This is a genomic window from Haloplanus vescus (assembly GCF_900107665.1).
Lineage (GTDB): Archaea > Halobacteriota > Halobacteria > Halobacteriales > Haloferacaceae > Haloplanus > Haloplanus vescus.
Genome location: NZ_FNQT01000002.1, coordinates 316,569 through 335,183 on the forward strand (window position 1 = coordinate 316,569; position 18,615 = coordinate 335,183).

Annotated in this window: 14 protein-coding genes; all 14 read left to right on the forward strand. The window is 68.8% G+C overall.

The features are described from left to right. Window positions 1-4: 4 nt before the first annotated feature. Complete coding sequence (gene cobN, locus BLU18_RS09330) at window positions 5-3,856, forward strand: cobaltochelatase subunit CobN (protein ID WP_092634572.1); 3,852 nt, start codon at window positions 5-7, stop codon at window positions 3,854-3,856. Further along, window positions 3,849-4,514 (forward strand): precorrin-8X methylmutase, encoded by a 666-nt coding sequence (locus BLU18_RS09335; RefSeq protein WP_092634299.1) that lies wholly within the window; start codon window positions 3,849-3,851, stop codon window positions 4,512-4,514. The genes cobN and BLU18_RS09335 overlap by 8 nt, the downstream gene beginning before the upstream one ends. Then, a complete protein-coding gene (locus tag BLU18_RS09340; RefSeq protein ID WP_092634301.1) occupies window positions 4,511-5,278 on the forward strand; it encodes a cobalt-precorrin-7 (C(5))-methyltransferase in 768 nt (255 codons plus the stop codon). Before BLU18_RS09335 ends, BLU18_RS09340 begins: the two co-directional genes overlap by 4 nt. Then, window positions 5,275-6,582, forward strand: coding sequence for a cobyrinic acid a,c-diamide synthase (locus BLU18_RS09345; RefSeq protein WP_092634303.1), 1,308 nt, complete (start codon window positions 5,275-5,277; stop codon window positions 6,580-6,582). Before BLU18_RS09340 ends, BLU18_RS09345 begins: the two co-directional genes overlap by 4 nt. 18 nt (window positions 6,583-6,600) lie before the next feature. Beyond that, window positions 6,601-7,287 carry a cob(I)yrinic acid a,c-diamide adenosyltransferase gene (locus tag BLU18_RS09350; protein ID WP_092634305.1) on the forward strand — a complete coding sequence of 229 codons (687 nt, stop codon included), beginning with the start codon at window positions 6,601-6,603 and terminating at the stop codon, window positions 7,285-7,287. After that, window positions 7,287-8,774, forward strand: coding sequence for a cobyric acid synthase (locus BLU18_RS09355; RefSeq protein WP_092634307.1), 1,488 nt, complete (start codon window positions 7,287-7,289; stop codon window positions 8,772-8,774). Before BLU18_RS09350 ends, BLU18_RS09355 begins: the two co-directional genes overlap by 1 nt. A 60-nt stretch (window positions 8,775-8,834) precedes the next feature. Further along, window positions 8,835-9,620: a 3-oxoacyl-[acyl-carrier-protein] reductase gene (gene fabG, locus BLU18_RS09360; protein WP_092634308.1), complete on the forward strand. Its 786-nt coding sequence runs from the start codon at window positions 8,835-8,837 to the stop codon at window positions 9,618-9,620. A 25-nt stretch (window positions 9,621-9,645) separates the two neighbouring features. After that, the gene (locus tag BLU18_RS09365) at window positions 9,646-10,182 is read left to right on the forward strand and encodes an NADPH-dependent FMN reductase (protein WP_092634310.1); all 537 of its coding nucleotides are present in this window, start codon (window positions 9,646-9,648) and stop codon (window positions 10,180-10,182) included. 40 nt (window positions 10,183-10,222) lie between these two features. Beyond that, window positions 10,223-10,816, forward strand: a complete 594-nt coding sequence (locus tag BLU18_RS09370; protein ID WP_092634312.1) for a YIP1 family protein — start codon at window positions 10,223-10,225, stop codon at window positions 10,814-10,816. Window positions 10,817-10,889: 73 nt separating this feature from the next. Further along, window positions 10,890-12,977 carry a DHH family phosphoesterase gene (locus BLU18_RS09375; RefSeq protein WP_092634314.1) on the forward strand — a complete coding sequence of 696 codons (2,088 nt, stop codon included), beginning with the start codon at window positions 10,890-10,892 and terminating at the stop codon, window positions 12,975-12,977. A gap of 71 nt (window positions 12,978-13,048) precedes the next feature. Continuing rightward, entirely contained in the window at window positions 13,049-14,707 is a 1,659-nt protein-coding gene (locus BLU18_RS09380) for a tRNA uridine(34) 5-carboxymethylaminomethyl modification radical SAM/GNAT enzyme Elp3 (protein ID WP_092634316.1), read from the forward strand. Continuing rightward, window positions 14,707-14,871: a hypothetical protein gene (locus tag BLU18_RS14885; protein WP_176791220.1), complete on the forward strand. Its 165-nt coding sequence runs from the start codon at window positions 14,707-14,709 to the stop codon at window positions 14,869-14,871. The genes BLU18_RS09380 and BLU18_RS14885 overlap by 1 nt, the downstream gene beginning before the upstream one ends. A gap of 68 nt (window positions 14,872-14,939) precedes the next feature. Beyond that, window positions 14,940-15,533, forward strand: a complete 594-nt coding sequence (locus BLU18_RS09385) for a choice-of-anchor X domain-containing protein (RefSeq protein WP_092634318.1) — start codon at window positions 14,940-14,942, stop codon at window positions 15,531-15,533. After that, entirely contained in the window at window positions 15,452-18,610 is a 3,159-nt protein-coding gene (locus tag BLU18_RS09390; protein ID WP_143025255.1) for a PGF-CTERM sorting domain-containing protein, read from the forward strand. Before BLU18_RS09385 ends, BLU18_RS09390 begins: the two co-directional genes overlap by 82 nt. Window positions 18,611-18,615 lie beyond the last annotated feature (5 nt).

Consider the following 18,615-nt stretch of genomic DNA (forward strand, 5'->3'; position numbering starts at 1 on the left):
GTGGATGCGAAAGTTTACTTGTAGTACCCCAATAACGCTTTATCAAACTATGCCGACTATCGGGCTCTACACGGCGACGGAAAACGAGTTGGGCGCGGTACAGCAGGCCGCGGGCCGACTCGACGGCATCGACCTCGTGGTTCGGTCGGAGAGCGACTTAGACGACGAGACCGACGTGGACGCCTTCGTCGACGAGGTCGAATCCGCGACGGCCGTGGTGTTCTGGCTTCACGGCGCGGAGGACAGCATGCCCGGCTACGACCACGCTGTCGACCGTCTGGCCGAGGCGGGCGTCCCCCTCGTCGTCAAGTCGACGGGCGACGCCTTCGCCTTCGAGGACACGAGCGTCGCGGACGCCGACCGCGACCGGGTGTACGACTACCTCGATTCCGGCGGCGTCGTCAACATCGCCAACTGCTGTCGCTACCTCGCGAGCGAGTACGGCGCCCTCAACGTCGAATACGACGACCCCGTCGACCTGCCGACCGAGGGCGTCTATCACCCCGACCACCCGAGCGTCGGCTACGAGGAGTTGCTGGCGACCCACGACCCCGACAAGCCCACCATCGGCGTCTGGTTCTACGAATCCCACTGGACCCACGCCAACACGCGGTACGTGGACGCACTCGTCCGCCGATTGGAGGCGGAGGGCGCGAACGTCCTCCCCGCGTTCTGTAACCCCGCAACCGACGAGGAGGGACAGGAGAACGCCGAGTGGGTGGCGCGCAACTGGTTCAGCGACGAGGACGGCCCCATCGTCGACGCCGTCGTGAGTTCGTTCATGTTCTCGCTGTCGATGAGCGAACGCGGCCGGTCGGCGAGCGACGAGGGCGACGACGCCGAGGAGGTGTTCCTCACGGAACTCGGCGTGCCCGTCCTGCAAGCCATCACGACGATGCGCTCGGAGTCGCGCTACGAGCGAAGCGACACGGGCGTGATGGGCTTCGAACTCGCCCTCTCGGTCGCGCTCCCGGAGTTCGACGGCAACGTCATCACCCATCCCATCAGCGGGAAAGAGCGCATGGACGACGAGGCGGGCATCGGGAGCGCGCCGAAACAGCACTTCCCCATCGACGACCGAATCGACCACGTCGCCCGCCTCGCGGTCAACTGGGCCCGACTCCGTCACCTGCCCAACGAGGAGAAAGACATCGCCGTCGTCCTGCACAACTACCCGCCGAGCGACGACGGCATCGGGACGGCGTTCGGCCTCGACAGCCCCGAGAGCACCGTCAACCTGCTGGACGAACTCGACGCGCGGGGCTACGCCGTCGACGACCCACCTGCGGACGGCGAAGCGCTCATCGACACGCTCACCTCGCAGTTGACTCTCGACTCGCGCTGGGTCGCCCCCGAGGACGTGACGGACTTGAGCGTCGACGTGGTGTCACCGGAGCAGTACAGCGAGTGGTTCGCTGACGCCGACGAGCGATTCCGAGAGCACGTCGTCGAGGAGTGGGGCGACCCGCCGGACCGGCCCTTCGCCATCCCCGGCGTCGAGTGTGGGAACGTCCTCGTCACGGTCCAACCCCCGCGCGGGTTCGGGATGGACCCCTCGAAGGTCTACCACGACTCGGACCTCCAGCCACCCCACGACTACTACGCCTTCTACGCGTGGCTTCGCGAGGACTTCGACGCCGACGCCGTCGTCCACCTTGGCACCCACGGGAGTCTGGAGTGGCTTCCGGGCAAGACGGTCGGCCTGAACGGCGAGAGCGCCCCCGACCAACTCATCGACGACCTGCCGAACGTCTACCCCTACATCATCAACAACCCCGGCGAAGGAACGCAGGCCAAGCGTCGCTCCTACGCCGCCGTCGTCGACTACCTGACGCCGGTCATGCGCTCGGCCGGCACCTACGACGACCTCTCGAACCTCGAAGAACTCGTGCGCGAGTACCGCGAGGCCGGGATGGAGGACGCCCGCAGCGACAGCGGCGAGCAACTCAGAGCGCGCATCGAGGAAGTGGTCGCCGACCTCGACCTCGCGACCGACCTCGGCCTCGACGACGCGGACGACGTGGCCTTCGAGACGCTCGTCGAGCGGATTCACGAATACCTCACGGACGTGAAGACCACCCAGATTCGGATGGGCCTGCACACGATGGGCGAACCGCCGGCTGACGACCGCCTCGTCGAGTATCTGGTCGCGCTCACGCGCCTCGAAAACCCCGGCGCACCGAGTCTCCGCGAGAGCGTCGCGGGCGTCCTCGGCGTCGATTACGACCGCATGCTCGACGACCCGGGCGCGTACGACGAGGACCTCGGGATGTACCTCTCCGAGGCGGCCGACCACGTCTACGAGCAGTCACTCGAACTCGTCGAGACGCTCGCTCGCCACGACTTCGACATGCCGGAGTCGGAGGCCGACGCCGGGCCGGACGACGAGGTGAACATGAACCTCCTCGTCGTCGACATCGACCCCCTCGGCGACGCCCGCGCCAAGCGCGGCGCACACGACGCGCTCCGCGAGGCACTCGCCTTCATCTGTGAGGAAGCAGCTCCACGGGTCGAAGGTGCCGAGGCGGAGATTCCGCAGACGGCGGACGCCCTGAACGGCGAGTACGTCCCGCCGGGCGGGAGCGGTGCGCCGACCCGCGGCGGGGTCGACCTCCTGCCGACGGGGCGCAACTTCTACACGCTCGACCCGCGGAAGGTCCCCGCCAAGACGGCGTGGGACGTGGGCCGGGAGGTGGCCGAGGGCGTCGCCGCCCGCCACCACGACGAAGAGGGGTCCTACCCCGAGGAAATCGGCGTCGTCGCGTGGGGGACGCCGACGGTCCGGACCCGCGGCGAGACCATCGCACAGGTGCTCGCGCTCATGGGCGTCGAACCCGTCTGGACCGATGCGGGCCGGGTCGACGACGTGGAGCCGATTCCGCTGGACGAACTCGACCGCCCGCGCATCGACGTGACGACGCGCGTTTCGGGCCTGTTCCGCGACGCCTTCCCGCAGGCCGCGAGCGTCGTTCACGACGCCGTCGACGCCGTCGTCGCCCTCGACGAACCCCACGAGATGAACTACGTGAAAAAGCACGTCGAGGAAGAGGCAGACGAACTCGAAGCCGAGGGTGTCGACCCGGACGAGGCCGACACGATGGCCCGTCACCGCGTCTTCACGACGAAACCCGGCGGCTACGGCGCGGGGACGAACAAGGCTGTCGACGAGGGCAACTGGGACGACCGGAGCGACCTCGCCGACGTGTACGTCCAGTGGGGCGGCTACGCCCTCGGGTCCCGGGGCCGGGTCTCGGAGGCCCACGACAGCTTCGAGCGCCGACTCGGCTCCGTCGACGCGACGGTGAAAATCGAGGACACGGCCGAACAGGACGAGTTCGACTCCTCGGACTGGTACGCCTTCCACGGCGGGTTCATCTCCGCCGTCGGCGAGATTGCCGGCTCGGACCCGGCCTCCTACGTCGGCGACTCCAGCGACCCCGACAACGTGGACATCTACACCAACGAGGAGAAGGTGCGAAAGACGATGCGAGCGCGGGTGCTCAACCCGGATTGGCTGGACAGCATGGAGGAACACGGCTACAAGGGCGCGGGCGACCTCTCGACCACCGTCGACGTGGCCCTCGGCTGGGACGCCACCACGGGCGTCGTGAGCGACACGCTTTGGTCTGACCTCGCCGAGGCCTACGCCTTCGACGAGGAGCGCCAGGAGTGGCTTCGGGACGTGAACCCGTGGGCCCTCGAAAGTATCACGGCGACCTTCCTCGAAGCCATCGACCGCGGGCTATGGGACGCCGATTCCGACGTGGAGGACCGAATACGAGACATCAACCTCTCGGTCGAGGGCGACCTCGAAGCGCAGACGGCCGAATCCAGCGAGGCAATTTCCAATGACTGACGACGACTACGCCGACCTCGGTGCAACGACACAGGACGCGATGGACATCGCGGAGACGAGCATGGACATCGTCCGCTCGTTCGTCCCAGACGAGACGCTCGAAGACCGCATCCGACAGAAGGCGGTCCACGCGACCGGCTCCCCCGACTTCCAGCACCTGATGCGATTCCACAACGACCCCGTTCGGGCGGGTGCGCGGGCCGTCCTCGACGAACAGCCCATCGTGACGGACATCACGATGGCCAAGGCCGGTATCACGAGTCGCGGGCACGACTGCCCCGTTCGGAAGGCCATCGGGAACGGCGCGGAACTCGCCGCCGAGACGGGGATGACACGGACCGCCTCCTCCGTCCTCGAACTCGACCGCGAGGGCGCGTACGACGGCGCCATCGCCGTCGTCGGCAACGCCCCGACCGGCGCGATGGCGCTGTCCGACTGCATCGAAGACGGCACCCGGCCGGCCGTTGTCGTCGCGACGCCCGTCGGCTTCGTCAAGGCGGCGGACAGCCGAAAGCGGGTCCGCGAGGTGGCCGAGGAGTACGGCGTCCCCGCCATCACGAACGTCGGGACGCGCGGCGGGAGCGGCCTCGGGGCGGCGCTGGCGAACGAACTCATCCACGTCGCCAGCGACGTGCGCGAGGGCGACGTCGAGCTATGAGCGACGACTACGACCTCGACAGCGGCCCGGACCCGGCGACCGTCGCGGCCGCCGACCCCGAACCGTCTCGCGAAGACGGCACCGACTCGGTCGCCGCCGTCGGCATCGGCCCCGGGAATCCGGCGTACCTCACTCGGCGCGGTGCGCGCGCCATCCGCGAGGCGGACGTGGTCGTCGGCTTCGAGACTGTCGTCGACTTCGTCGCCGACGAGACGGACGCCGACTTGCTCACCTGTGGCTACGCCGACGAGGCGGCGACGCTCGATACCTTCGCGGAGCGCGTCCGTGACGGCGACCGAGGGACGGCCGTCTTGATGGGCGACCCGAACCACTCGGGCTACCAGTTCGTCGGCAAGGTCGAACGCGCCGTCGACGCGCCCGTGACCGTCATCCCCGGCATCTCCTCGTTGCAGGTGGCGGCGAGTCGGGCGCGGACGCCGATGGAGGACAGCGAGTTCGTCACGCTCCACAAGAGCGGCGCGCTCGACTCGGATTTGGACCGACTCGTCGGCGCGGTGGGCGACCGGCATCTGCTCGTCCTCCCGCGTCCCTTCGACTGGATGCCCGGCGACATCGCCGACCTCCTCCTTGACGCCGGCGCCGACCCCGGCCTCGAATCGCTCGTCCTCGAACGACTGACGCACGCGGACGAGCGCGTGACGCGAACGACCCTCGGCGACCTACGCGAGTCGGCTGGCGGGTCGGACCGCGAATCGACCCCGTACTCAGACCTCTCCGTCCTCGTCGTGCGGGCAGACTCATGAAGGGAGTCGTCGTCGGCGGCACCCGGTCGAGCGTCGGGAAGACGGTGGCGACCCTCGCCATCCTTCGCGCGCTTCGGGAGCAGGGCCACGACGTCCAGCCAGCGAAGGCGGGCCCGGACTTCATCGACCCGAGCCACCACGAGGCGGTGACGGGGACGCCCTCCCGAACGCTCGACCTGTGGCTCGAAGGCGAGGCGGGCCTGCGCCGCAACTACCACCGCGGCGAGGGCGATATCTGCATCGTCGAGGGCGTGATGGGCCTGTACGACGGCGACTGTTCCAGCACCGCGATGGTCGCGGAAGCGCTCGACCTCCCGGTGGTGCTGGTCGTCGACGCGAAAGCCGGGATGGAGAGCGTCGCCGCGACGGCCCACGGCTTCCGCGAGTACGCGGCGCAGGCCGGCCGCGACGTGACCGTCGCCGGCGTCGTCGCGCAACGCGCCCACGGCGGCCGTCACGAACAGGGGATTCGCGACGCCCTCCCCGACGGCCTCGACTACTTCGGGCGGGTTCCGCCGCGCTCGTCGCTGGAGATTCCGGACCGCCACCTCGGCCTCCAGATGGGCGAGGAAGCGGCGCTCGACGAGGCGGCACTCGACGAGGCGGCCGAGTCGATTCGCGCAGGCCGCATCTTCGACGCCGCGGCGACGCCACCGCGCCCCGACCCGACGACGGTCGGTGAGCGAACGGACGCGAAAATCGCCGTCGCCCGCGACGCCGCCTTCTGTTTCACCTATCCCGCGACGCTCGAACGCTTGCGGGAGCGTGCCGACGTGAGCACGTTCTCGCCGCTCGCCGGCGACGCCCTCCCCGACTGCGACGGCGTCTACCTCCCCGGCGGCTACCCCGAACTCCACGCCGAGACGCTCGCGGACAGCCCGACGCTGGACGCCATCGCATCGCGGGCCGCCGACGGGGCGGCCGTCCTCGGCGAGTGCGGGGGACTGATGGCGCTCACCGAGTCGCTGACGACGACGGCGGGCGACACCCACGCGATGGCCGGCGTCCTGCCCGCCGACGTGCGGATGCACGACCGGTATCAGGCGCTCGACCACGTCGAACTGCGGGCGACGGGGGAGACGCTGACCGCCGGGGCCGACGAGCGACGGCGCGGCCACGAGTTCCACTACTCAAGCGCCGACGTGGGCGACGACGCTCGGTTCGCGTTCGACGTGGTCCGCGGCGACGGCATCGACGACGGCCGCGACGGCCTGCAGGAGTACCGCACGCTCGGCACCTACTGCCACCTCCACCCCGAGAGCGGCGCCTTCGACGCCTTCGTGGAGCGAGCGAACGGGAGCTGACTCCTCACGAAACCACCCATGACCGACGACACCGACGACGAACGACAGACACGACCCCCCGGCAAGGGCGAGACGCCAGAAGCACGCCGAATCACGCCCTCGGCGCCCGACGAGTTCGGCCTCGCGCAGGTCTGGTGGGGCGACGGCAAGGGCAAGACCACCGCAGCCATGGGCATGGGCTTTCGCGCCGCTGGCCACGGCTACCGCGTCCACATGCTCCAGTTCATGAAAGGCGGGGCGTCGAGCGTCGAGGACGTCCGCGGCGAGTACAACGCCATCGCACAGACCCCGGGCTTCACCTACGAGAACACCGGCCACTACGGCTGGCACGGCCTCCTCGACGAGTCGGCGGAGGACGAACACGTCGCGAAGGCCCGGGGCGGCCTGCGGCGCGCCCGCGAACTCGTCGACGCGGCCGACGACGCTGACCTCGGCTCGCCGTTCCCACTCGACGCCCCCGCCGACGACGGCGTCCACATGCTGATCCTCGACGAACTCCTCTACGCCGCGAACCGGGGCCTCGTCGACGCCGCCGACGTGGTCGACCTGATAGAGACGGCCCCCGACGGCCTCGAACTCGTGCTCACGGGCGGCCACGAGCGGTCGGACGAAATCTGTGACCACGCCGACCTCGTCACGAACGTCCGCAAGGAGCGCCACCCCATCGACGCGGGGCAGCGAGCGCGGAAGGGCACCGAATTCTGATGGCGCACACCGTGCTCGTCGCGGGGACGGCCAGCCACGTCGGCAAGAGCACGGTGGCCGCCGGCCTCTGTCGCTACCTCGCGGACCGCGGCGTCGACGTGACCCCGTTCAAGGGGCAGAACATGAGCAACAACGCGCGGGCCGTCCTCGCCGCCGGCGATACCGACGCCGACTGGGGCGAAATCGGCGTCTCGCAGTACGTCCAAGCGCAGGCGGCGCGGACGACGCCGACGACGGACGCGAACCCCGTCTTGCTCAAGCCCCGCGGCGACGGCGAGAGCCAAGTGGTGATTCGGGGCGAGGCGGTGGGGCACGTCCCCGCCGCGGAGTACTACGACACCTACTGGGAGCGCGCCCGCGACGCCGCCGAGGCGTCCTACCGACGGCTCGCGGCCGACCACGACGTCGTCGTCGCGGAGGGCGCGGGGAGCATCGCGGAGCCGAACCTCCGCCACCGCGACTTGGCGAACGTCGAGACGGCGCGGTTCGCGGACGCGGAGGTCCTCCTCGTCGCCGACATCGAACGCGGCGGCGCGTTCGCCAGCATCGTCGGGACGCTCGAACTCGCGCCGGACGACATCGCGGAGCGAGTCGCGGGCGTCGTCATCACGAAGTTCCGCGGCGACCGGTCGATTCTCGACCCCGCCATCGAGGAAGTCGAGGAACGGACGGGCGTGCCCGTCGTCGGCGTCGTCCCCCACGACGACCCGGGACTCCCGGCGGAGGACAGCGTCTCGCTCCCGGACGACGGCGGCGTCCGCGGCGAGGACGACGTGCCCCCGGAGCAGACGGTCACTGTCGGCGTGCCGCGCTTGCCTCGGCTGTCGAACTTCACGGACCTCGAACCGCTGGCGCGCGTGCCCGGCGTCAGCGTGGCGTACCTCCCGCTCTCGGCGTCGCTCGCGGACGCCGACGCCGTCGTCGTCCCCGGCACGAAGAACACGGTCGACGACTTGCTCGCCCTCCGCGAAGCCGGCTTCGACGCGGAACTCGCGGCCTTCGACGGCCCCGTCGTCGGCGTCTGCGGCGGCTACCAGTTGCTCGGTGAGCGCATCCGCGGCGCCCACGTGGAGGGGACCGGGGACCGGCAGGTGGTCGAGGGCGTCGGTCGCTTGCCCGTGGAGACGACGTTCTCGACGGACAAGCGCGTCGAGGCGGTGACGTGGGACGTGTCCGGTGCCGGACCGCTGGCCGGCGTCGACGGGTCGGTGTCCGGCTACGAGATTCACATGGGTGACACCCGTGCGCTGACACCGGTCGACCGACCGCTCGGCCCCGACAGCGCCGCCGTCGAAACTGTCGCCGGGACGTACCTCCATGGCCTCTTCGAGAACCCCGGCGTCCGCGAGGCGTTCGTCGACGCCGCCTACGATTCGGCCGGCCGGGAACGCCCCGACTTCGACCCGGACGCGCGGACGCCCTTCGACGCGGCCGCCGCTCTCGTCCGGGACTACGTCGACGTGGACGCAGTTTTGCCGAACCTGTAGGTCGACCCCACCCACCTCAGGGTGGGAATAATTAACACCCGGCGGGCGTACGTAGCACGTATGTCGTCGGACTCGACCGTCAGGCTGGACCCACTCGACTCGCGCCCACTCGACGACCGAATCTGTCTCGTCACCGGCGCCTCCCGGGGCATCGGCCGGGCTATCGCCCTCGAATTCGCGCGCTGCGGAGCGGCGGTGGTCGTGAACTACCGGAGCTCCGACGAGGAGGCCGAGGCGGTGCGCGAGATAATCGAATCCAACGGCGAGACGGCGCTGTGCGCGCAGGCCGACGTCTCGGACCCCGACGAGGTGGCGGCGATGGCCGACCGGATTCACGACGAACTCGGCACCGTCGACGTACTGGTCAACAACGCCGGCATCACCATCGACCGCAAGTTCGAGAAGATGACTCACGACGAGTGGCAGACGGTCATCGACGTCAACCTCGGCGGGACGTTCAACTGCACCAAGGCCTTCTTCGACGACATTCGGGACGCCGACCACGGCCGCCTCATCAACATCTCCAGCGTCGTGGGCCAACAGGGCAACTACGGACAGGCCAACTACGCCACCTCGAAGGGGGGGATGTTCGCGTTCACGCGGACGCTCGCGCTCGAACTCGCTTCGCACGGGTCGACGGCCAACTGCGTCGCGCCCGGGTTCGTCCGCACCGACATGCTGGAGAAGGTGCCAGAGCGCGTCCAAGACAAGATTCGCGCCAAAATTCCGCTGGACCGCTTCGCCGACCCGGAGGACATCGTCGGCATCATCCGCTTTCTCGCCAGCGACCACGCCAGCTACATGACCGGCCAAGTGCTCGGCGTCAACGGTGGGCTAGAATGGTGACGCCGACTGCCGCGTGGCCCGACGAATGACCACCGTCGTCGCCGTCGCGGGGAGCCTGCGCGAACGGAGTCACACGCGAATCGCCCTTCGACACGCACTCGACGCCGCGGCCGAGGCGGGCGCCGACACCGACTTCCTCGACCTTCGAGACTTCGACCTGCCGCCCCTGAATCCGGACGTGGAGGAGCAAGGCGACGGCGCGGCCTTCACCCGGCGGGTCCGCCGCGCCGACGCGATACTGCTCGGCACCCCCGTCTATCACGGCTCGTATTCCGGGGTGCTGAAGAACGCGCTTGACTACTGCGGGCGCGACGAGTTTGACGGGGCGACAGTCGGCCTCCTCGCCGTCTCGGGCGGCGGGTTCCCCGTCTCGGCGCTCGACCACCTGCGAGTCGTGTGTCGGACGCTCGACGCGTGGGTGGTCCCCCACCACGCGGGCATCCCCCAAGCGTCGTCGGCCTTCGACGACGACGGCTTCGCCGACGAGCAACTCGCCGCCCGCGTCGAGACGCTGGGGCGTCGAGTCGTCGAATTCGCCCACATCGAGTCCCGAAGCGAGTGAATCACAACGCCCATTATCGACGGCCGAGACACGTCCACCCGTGACGACTTGGGTCGAGGACTCCCGCGGTGGTCGAGAGCGCGGCCCGCGCGGCATCGCTCGCGCGTGGGTCGAGGTGCTCGTTCGCCCTCGCCGCTTCTTCGAGAACGCCGTCGCTCCCGGCGACCAAGCGCCGGGACTGGTCTTCGCCGTCGTGATGGCCGTCGCGTACGCGCTCTGTCTGGCGCTTCTCGCGCCGGCGCAGTTCCCGGCGTCGAGCGCCCTCCGGGCGGCGGTGGTCGTGTTGCTGGTCGCACTCCTAATCGCGCCGGCCGCCCTCCACCTCCTCGCCGCGCTCCAGACGCTCTGTCTGCTCGCTGTCGTCCGCGACCGGGCGGGGGTCAGCGAGACGGTGCAGGTGCTCGCGTACGCGACGGCGCCCTGTCCGCTCGCGGCGGTGCCAGTCCCGAAAATCCGCGTTGCGGCCTGCCTGTACGGGGCCGCGCTACTCGTCGTCGGTCTGGCGACGGTGCACCGGACGACGACGGGGCGGGCCACCCTCGCCGGGGCCCTCCCCGCGGCGCTGCTCTTCGGGTACGGGTTCCGCGGCTTCGACGCCCTCGCCACGCTACTCCGGGCGTGGTACATCATCTGAGCGTGCGCCGAGACGCTGTGAGCGTCGCGTCGTTTCGACAATCGTTTTAGGATGGGCCTGTTCGATTCGCTCAATGGATTGGATCACCCACGAAGAAGACGTTTGGTTTGATTTCCGCGGCTCCAGCCCAGACCAACTGGTCTCGGGCCGATACTACAAGGGAACGGTCGATGGCTTCGCCGACTTCGGCGTGTTCGTCGACCTCTCTCCCGGCGTAACGGGACTGCTCCACCGGAGCGAACTCGACCGCCGACTGGAGAGCCTCGACTGGGAGTCCGGTGACACGGTGTTCGTTCAGGTCAAGAACGTCCGCGACAACGGCAACGTCGACCTCTCGTGGTCGATTCGACAGTCCGATAGCGAGTTCCGCGGCGCCCGGATTCACGACCCCGAGGGCGACGCCGACGGCGACCCCATCGAGACAGACGAGAGCGACGACGACGAGAGCGGCCCCGTCCGAACGACGCCGACGCCCGCCCCGAGCGAGAACGGCGAGGCAGAAGACGTCTCCGAGGAATCTACGTCCGAGTCTGCATCTGAATCGGAATCTACGCCCGACGCTGACACCGAATCTGACTCTGCGTCGACCGACGACGAGACTGCCGAGACCGAAGCGGAAGCGGAGACAGAGCCGCAATCAGGACCCGAAGCCACCGGCGACACCGACCGTGTCGACGTCGACGCTCTTGACGACCACGTCGGCGACACCGTGCGACTGGAGGGCGAAATCGTCAGCGTCCGCCAGACCAGCGGCCCGACCGTCTTCGAACTCCGCGACGCGTCCGGCGTCGTCGACTGCGCCGCCTTCGTCGAGGCCGGCGTGCGAGCCTACCCCGACGTGGAAGTCGGGAGCATCGTCCGCCTCGACGGCGAAGTCGAACTCCGCTACGACGAACTGCAGGTCGAAACCGAGGCGCTCTCGATTCTCTCCGATGACGAGGCGGCGACGGTCGAGCGCCGACTCGCCGACGCCCTGACCGACGAGGCCCGCCCCGACGCCGTGACGCCGCTTGTCGACCACGACGCCATCGACGCGGTGGCCGACGACCTGATCGACGCCGCGGAGACGGTCCGACGGGCCGTCCTCGAATCCCGACCCGTGGTCGTCCGCCACGCCGCGACGGCGGACGGCTACGTCGCCGGTGCGGCCATCGAGCGCGCCGTCCTGCCCCTGATTCGCGAGGAGTACGCGACGGCCGACGCCGAGTATCACTACTTCACTCGGCGCCCGCTCGAGGGCTCCGTCTACGACATGGACGACGCGACCAACGACGTGACGCGGATGCTCCAGGACCGCGACCGACACGACGAGAAACTGCCGCTGGTCCTGCTGGTCGGCACGGGCAGCACCGTCGAATCCAGTGACGGCCTCGGTCTGCTCGGCATCTACGGCGCCCGACGCGTCGTCGTCGACGCCGAAGTCGCCGACGCCGCCGCCGCCGACGACTGTGACGCCATCGTCAACCCCGGCCTCGCCGGGGCCGACGCCAGCGACCTCTCGACGGGGACGCTCGCCGCCACGCTCGCGGCGACGGTCAACGAGGACGTGGAGGGCGACCTCTCCCACCTCCCCGCCGTCTCCTACTGGGGCGACGCGCCCGAGGCGTACGTCGACCTCGCCAGCGAGGCGGGCTACGACGCCGACCGGACGCGCGAACTCCGCGAGGCCATCGCGCTGGAGGCGTACTACCAGTCCTACGAGGACAAGCGCGAACTCATCACGGACCTCCTGTTCGAGGACGCGGGCGGCCTCGCCGGCCACATCAGCGAGCAGTTCCGGCAGAAACTCGACGCGGAAGTCGACACCGCGACGGCCAACGTCGACACCCGCGAGGAGGGCGGTCTGACGGTGGAAGTGCTCGACACTGACGCCTACACCCACCGCTTCGACTTCCCGCCGACGGGGCTGCTCCTCGACGAACTCCACCGCCGTCGCGCCGACGGTGCGCACCTCATCGTCGGCGTCGGCACCGACGAACTCTACCTGCGGACCGACGCCGACCTCGACGTGCGTGGCGTGGCCGCCGACGCCGCGGAACTCGTTGACGACGCGGGTATCACCGCCGCGAGCATCCGCGACGGCCGCATCGAATTCCTCTCCGGGCGACGCGACGACGCCGTCGACGCCGTCGTCGACGCCGCGGTCGACCGCCTCGCCTGAATCGGCCCGTCCGACACCCTTAACCCCGCGACCCGCCGACACGAGGACGAGACGATGATTGGGACCGAACGATGAGCACGGACGCCCCTGCCGAGGAGTCCGACGCCTTCCAGCGAACCTGCGAGGACCTCGTCCAGCGGATTCTCGACGGCGAAATTGACCGCGACGACCTCGAATCCGCGAAACTCGACGCCTGTTCGACACACTCCTCGCCGAAGGTCCCGAAGAACGCCGAGATTCTGCAGTACGCGCCCGACGAGCGACGCGACGAGGTGGAGGACGTCGTCCGGCGCAAACCCGTCCGGACCGCGTCGGGCGTCTCGCCCGTCGCCATCATGACCTCGCCGCACATGTGCCCGCACGGGAAGTGCCTCTACTGTCCCGGCGGGCCAGCCTCCGAGTTCGGGAGCGCCCAGAGTTACACGGGCCACGAACCCGCGGCGGCCCGCGGCGAACAGAACGACTACGACCCCTACGGACAGGTCACGCTCCGCCTCGAACAACTCCGCCACATCGGCCACCCGGTCGACAAGGTGGAACTCATCCTGATGGGCGGGACGATGACTGCGCGGAGCCACGACTACCAGGAGTGGTTCGTCAAGCGAGCGTTGGAGGCGCTCAACGACTACGACCCCGACTCGACGCCCAACCCCGCCGAGGGGCGAAGCTTCGCGGAGGACGACCCCGACTTTCGCTACTTGGAGGACGTCATCGCCGAGAACGAGACGACGGACGTCCGCAACATCGGCACCACGTTCGAGACCAAGCCCGACTGGTGTGACCCGGAGCAGATAGACCGAATGTTGCGTCTCGGCGGCACCAAGGTCGAGGTGGGGGTCCAGACCACCTACGAGCGAATCAATCGGGAGATGCACCGCGGGCACGGCGTGCAGGCCTCCATCGACGCCAACCGTCGCCTCCGCGACGCGGCGTTCAAGGTGGGCTTTCACATGATGCCCGGTCAGCCGGGCATGACCTACGAGATGTGTCTGGAGGACTTCGAGCAACTGTTCTCCGACCCGCGCTGGCGCCCCGACTACCTGAAAATCTACCCGACCCTCGTCGTCCGCGGCACCCGGACCTACGACATGTGGCGCCGCGACGACTTCGACCCCCTCGACAACGAGGAGGCCGCCGAACTCGTCGCGGAGGTGATGGACCGGATTCCGAAGTACACCCGACTTCAGCGCGTCCAACGCGACATCCCCGCCGACCACATCGACGCCGGGGTCTGGAAGTCGAACCTGCGCCAACTCGCGGAACAGCGTGCGGAGGAGAAGGGCATCACGCCGCGTGACATCCGCGCTCGCGAGGTGGGGCATAACGACGCCGACCCGGACCCCGAGCGAATCGAACTCGACGTGATGACCTACGAAGCCGGCGGCGGGACGGAACACTTCATCAGCTTCGAGGACCCCGTGGCCGACCTGCTCATCGGCTTCTGTCGGCTTCGCTTCCCGAACGACCCCGTGCGACGCGAACTCGAAGACGCCGCCCTCGTCCGCGAACTCCACGTCTACGGGAGCGAAGCAGGCTTCCACGACACTGGTGACGCCGACTGGCAACACCGCGGTTACGGGAAACGGCTCCTCGAACGCGCCGAGCAGCTGGCGGCCGAAGCCGGCTACGGCAAGGTGAGCGTCATCAGCGGCATCGGCGCCCGCGAGTACTACCGGCAGAAACTCGGCTACCACCAAGACGGCCCGTACGTCTCGAAACGGCTGGACTGATGGTCTCGACCGAGCGATTCGTCGTGGCGTCTGCGCTCGCGGCCGTCCCCACCGCCATCGCTATCCTACTGAGCCCCGCGGACGTCTACGCGTGGTTCATCGTCGGCCTCGCCGTGTTCCTCGCGACGTTTCCCGCGGGGTATCTGCTCGCTGGGATTCAGTGACCTAAGCGATTAGGTTCCAAACTTTTAGGGCGGTTCCTGTCTGGAGAGGAAACTAGTGATTCCAGTCGATGTCGACGACACGAACTGATTTCATTGCCCTCCTCGTAGCAACGCTCGTCGTTCTCGGTACTCTCGGGTCGCCACTCGTTGGAACGTCAGCGGCCGTTCAAGACCAAGTCGCCATCTACGATTCGGTCGGTGGCTCGCAGGTCAGTACGGTGACCGACGGCGAGACGGTCTACATCCGCGCGGACGACTCTGGCACGACCAACGGGACGACGGTCGATGTCACCGTCGACAACGATAACGGCGGGTCGATTACCGTGACCCTGTACGACGACGGTACCGCTCCCGACCCGACCGGTGGCGACGGCGAATACTGGGGGTCGTTCACCGTCTCGGCCACCACGACCGACGACGCTAACGACACGTTGCAGGTGGCGAAGGGGAACGCCGCGAACGTGACCGTCGACCTCGACGGTCAAGGCGACGGCGACTCGGCGTCCGTGACAGCCGATTACGGCCCAGTCCCGACCGGAGCAACCCCCACGACAACACCACCGACGGCACCGTCGACAACGTGTCCGTCTCCTTCGACGAACCGGTCAACGATTCGGTGTCGTACGCGACGGGTAACTTCACGGTCAGCAACGCGAACGTAGCGGCCATCGCCGACAACGACGGCGACGACACGCTCCGCCTCGAACTCGACTCGGTGACGCCCAACGACACGAGTCTCACGCCGGACGTGACCGTCGCACAGAACGCGGTGCAGGATACGAATGGGAACGCGGGCCCGGCGGGGAGTTCGACGACGGTCACCGCGAGCGACGGCGCGGCGCCGGTGGCGCTGAACGCCACCTACCGAGACACGACCGACGACGGCCGGGTCGACCGAGTCGACGTGGTCTACTCCGAGGACGTGTCCGGGTCGTCGTACTCCGACGGTGACTGGTCCATCACGTCGTCGGGGACCGTCGATATCGCGAAAGACGGCGACGGCACCGTCTCAGGGAGCGAGGTTCGACTTAACGTGACCGGGGCGGCCAACACCACGGGCGGGTCGACTGCGCCCACCCTCGACTACTCGGGATCGAGCGTCACCGACGGACCGAACGACGCGCCCGCCCAGACGCTGACGATGCAGGACGGCGCGGCGCCGACGTTCGCGGGCCTGACGACGGTCGACGCCGATTCTAACGGCACCGTGGACACCCTGAACGTGACGTTCACGGAGAGTGTCGCGTCGGGGTCGGTCGAGGCGGCTGACTTCTCCATCGACTCGGCGAACGGTCTGTCTGGCACCGTCTCGGGTGTCGCGGACGACGACGGCGACGCGGCGGTGAACCTGACGCTGAACGAAGGGTCCTCGGCCGACACGGGCGCGACGCCGACGCTCGCCTACACGCAGTCCGGAGGGTCGAGTGCTGCAGTTCAGGACGCCGCCGGGAACCAGATGATCGATACCACGTCTGACGCCGCGACTGACAGTGCCGCTCCCGTCGTCCTGTCGAGTGCGTCGCTCGACCGCAACGGCGACGGCACCGTCGATTCCGTCGGCGTTCAGTACTCCGAGAACGTCTCCGCGAGTTCTCCCGAAATTGGGGACTACTCGCTCGGTGGTTCCGACAGCGGAGCCATCATGTTCGATTCGTCTCTCGTGTCCGACGATACGGTCTACCTCTCCACTATCGCCCCCCAGAACGACACGGGACTCGACCTGGCGCTCTCGTACGACGCGTCCGCGGGCACGCAGGGGAGCATCACCGACGGATCGAACCCGGCGGCCTCGTTCTCGGGAGAGACGGTCCTCGACAGGGCCGACCCGCGGATGGTATCGGTGACGACGAACGACACGAATCGCAACGGCACTGTCGATGCGCTGACGGTGACGTTCACCGAACCCGTCAACGACAGTTCGGTGGACGCTGGTGACTTCTCGTCGCCTGCCGGCTCGGTCGACGGAGTGACGACCGGAACGGCGGACGACAATCGGACGACGCTCTCCGTCTCCGGGCTCTCGGCTGGCACGGCCGTCACACCAGACGTGACGCTCGCTGGTGATTCGCTTCTCGACCTGTCGGGGAACGACAACCCGTCGCAGACGCTGACGGCGACGGACACCGCATCACCGGCCGTCACGGCAGCATCGACGGCAGACACGAACGGTGACGGGAGCGTCGACCGCATCGACCTGACGCTCTCGGAGGCCATCGACGACGATGCCTCGACGCTCGCCGCCTCGGCGTTCTCGCTCTCCGATGGCGCTGTCGACAGCGTGAGTACGGGCACGGCGAACGACGACGCCGTCAGCCTGTCGGTGTCCGGTCTCTCGGGGAGTGACGCGACGCCCGACGTGACCTACGCGGGCGGGACGTTCCTCGACTCGCTCGGCAACGCCCTCTCGGGGTCGGCGACGTTCACGAACACGACAAGCGGCGCGGCGCCCACCGTCGAGTCGGCGACGGTCCTTGACCGTGACGGCGACGGGAACGTCGACGCCGCGAACGTCACCTTCACCGGCGCTATCGACGACGCGACCGTCTCGCCCGGCGATTGGACGATTGGCGGGACGACTGTCGACTCGGTCGACACGCTGGGGACGACCGACGACGACCGACTCCAGCTCCGCATCACGACGGACGCCGCCGAAGTGAACGGGACTGGGACTGCCGACGTGACGTACACGCCCGGGTCGACCGCCGATCTCGCCGGCAACGAAATTGCGGCCGTCGATGCCGGCGACGTGGACGAAGTCGACGGCTCGACGCCGGTGGTCACGGACGTCTCGGCGACCGGCGACGAACGTGTCCAGGTCGAAGTGACGGCCACGGAGTCACTCGACAGCGTCGAGGTCGACCTGAGCGGTCCGGAATCGACGACGCTCTCCAGTTTCGCCGTCTCCGGCGACGGGCCGTACGTCCACACGCTGACGTACGCGCCGGACACCGAGGGCGAGTACACGGCGACGCTCCAGACGGCCGCTGACGCCGCCGGCAACGACGGCGCGGGCGGCGAGCAGGATTCGGTCTCCATCTCGTTCCCGGATAGCGGCGGGAGTTCCGCCCCGTCGGCCCCCGGGTCGTTCTCCAGTCGCGTCGCTTCCTCGACGGTGACCGTCTTCGGCGGCACCGGCTCCGTCACCTTCGACCTGGGGTCGGGTCCCGTCGACAGCGTCGAGGTCAGCAGCGACGCCTCGGGGAACGGCTTCGCCCGCGCGACGACGCTCTCGTCGCTTCCCGACGGCGTCTCGTCGCCCGACGACCCGACCGTCGGCGTCGTCTCGATTCAGATGCCCGACGACTGGGCAACGACGCCAGCCACGCTCCGCATGCGCGTCGACACGTCGGCGACGGACGTCGACCCCGAGCGACTGCGGGTCGCACACTACGACGAATCGACCGACTCGTGGGACACCTTCGAGACCGACGTCGAGAGTCAGCAGGGGTCGACCGCGGTGTTGACCGCTGAGACGCCCGGATTTTCGACGTTCGCCGTGGTCCAGAGTGACCCGGCGGCGACGGAGACTGTCGAGGTGACGACGGCGACGGCCACCCCGACGCCCGATTCGTCCGACGGGAGTTCGGCGGGGACGACCGCCGCTGCCGACGGTCCCGAGTCGACCACGGAGACGGGGACCGCTAGCTCGACGACCAGCGGTTCCGGTCCCGGATTCGGCGTGGTCGCTGTCGTGCTCGCGCTCGTTGCGGTGGTGGCGGTCGTGCGCCGCCGTCGGTGAGTTAC

Excerpts from the sequence above, each read along its gene's own strand:
- cobN (WP_092634572.1), top strand. The coding sequence starts at position 5 with ATGCGAAAGTTTACTTGTAGTACCCCAATAACGCTTTATCAAACTATG.
- BLU18_RS09335 (WP_092634299.1), top strand. The coding sequence starts at position 3,849 with ATGACTGACGACGACTACGCCGACCTCGGTGCAACGACACAGGACGCG.
- BLU18_RS09340 (WP_092634301.1), top strand. The coding sequence starts at position 4,511 with ATGAGCGACGACTACGACCTCGACAGCGGCCCGGACCCGGCGACCGTC.
- BLU18_RS09345 (WP_092634303.1), top strand. The coding sequence starts at position 5,275 with ATGAAGGGAGTCGTCGTCGGCGGCACCCGGTCGAGCGTCGGGAAGACG.
- BLU18_RS09350 (WP_092634305.1), top strand. The coding sequence starts at position 6,601 with ATGACCGACGACACCGACGACGAACGACAGACACGACCCCCCGGCAAG.
- BLU18_RS09355 (WP_092634307.1), top strand. The coding sequence starts at position 7,287 with ATGGCGCACACCGTGCTCGTCGCGGGGACGGCCAGCCACGTCGGCAAG.
- fabG (WP_092634308.1), top strand. The coding sequence starts at position 8,835 with ATGTCGTCGGACTCGACCGTCAGGCTGGACCCACTCGACTCGCGCCCA.
- BLU18_RS09365 (WP_092634310.1), top strand. The coding sequence starts at position 9,646 with ATGACCACCGTCGTCGCCGTCGCGGGGAGCCTGCGCGAACGGAGTCAC.
- BLU18_RS09375 (WP_092634314.1), top strand. The coding sequence starts at position 10,890 with ATGGATTGGATCACCCACGAAGAAGACGTTTGGTTTGATTTCCGCGGC.
- BLU18_RS09380 (WP_092634316.1), top strand. The coding sequence starts at position 13,049 with ATGAGCACGGACGCCCCTGCCGAGGAGTCCGACGCCTTCCAGCGAACC.
- BLU18_RS14885 (WP_176791220.1), top strand. The coding sequence starts at position 14,707 with ATGGTCTCGACCGAGCGATTCGTCGTGGCGTCTGCGCTCGCGGCCGTC.
- BLU18_RS09385 (WP_092634318.1), top strand. The coding sequence starts at position 14,940 with ATGTCGACGACACGAACTGATTTCATTGCCCTCCTCGTAGCAACGCTC.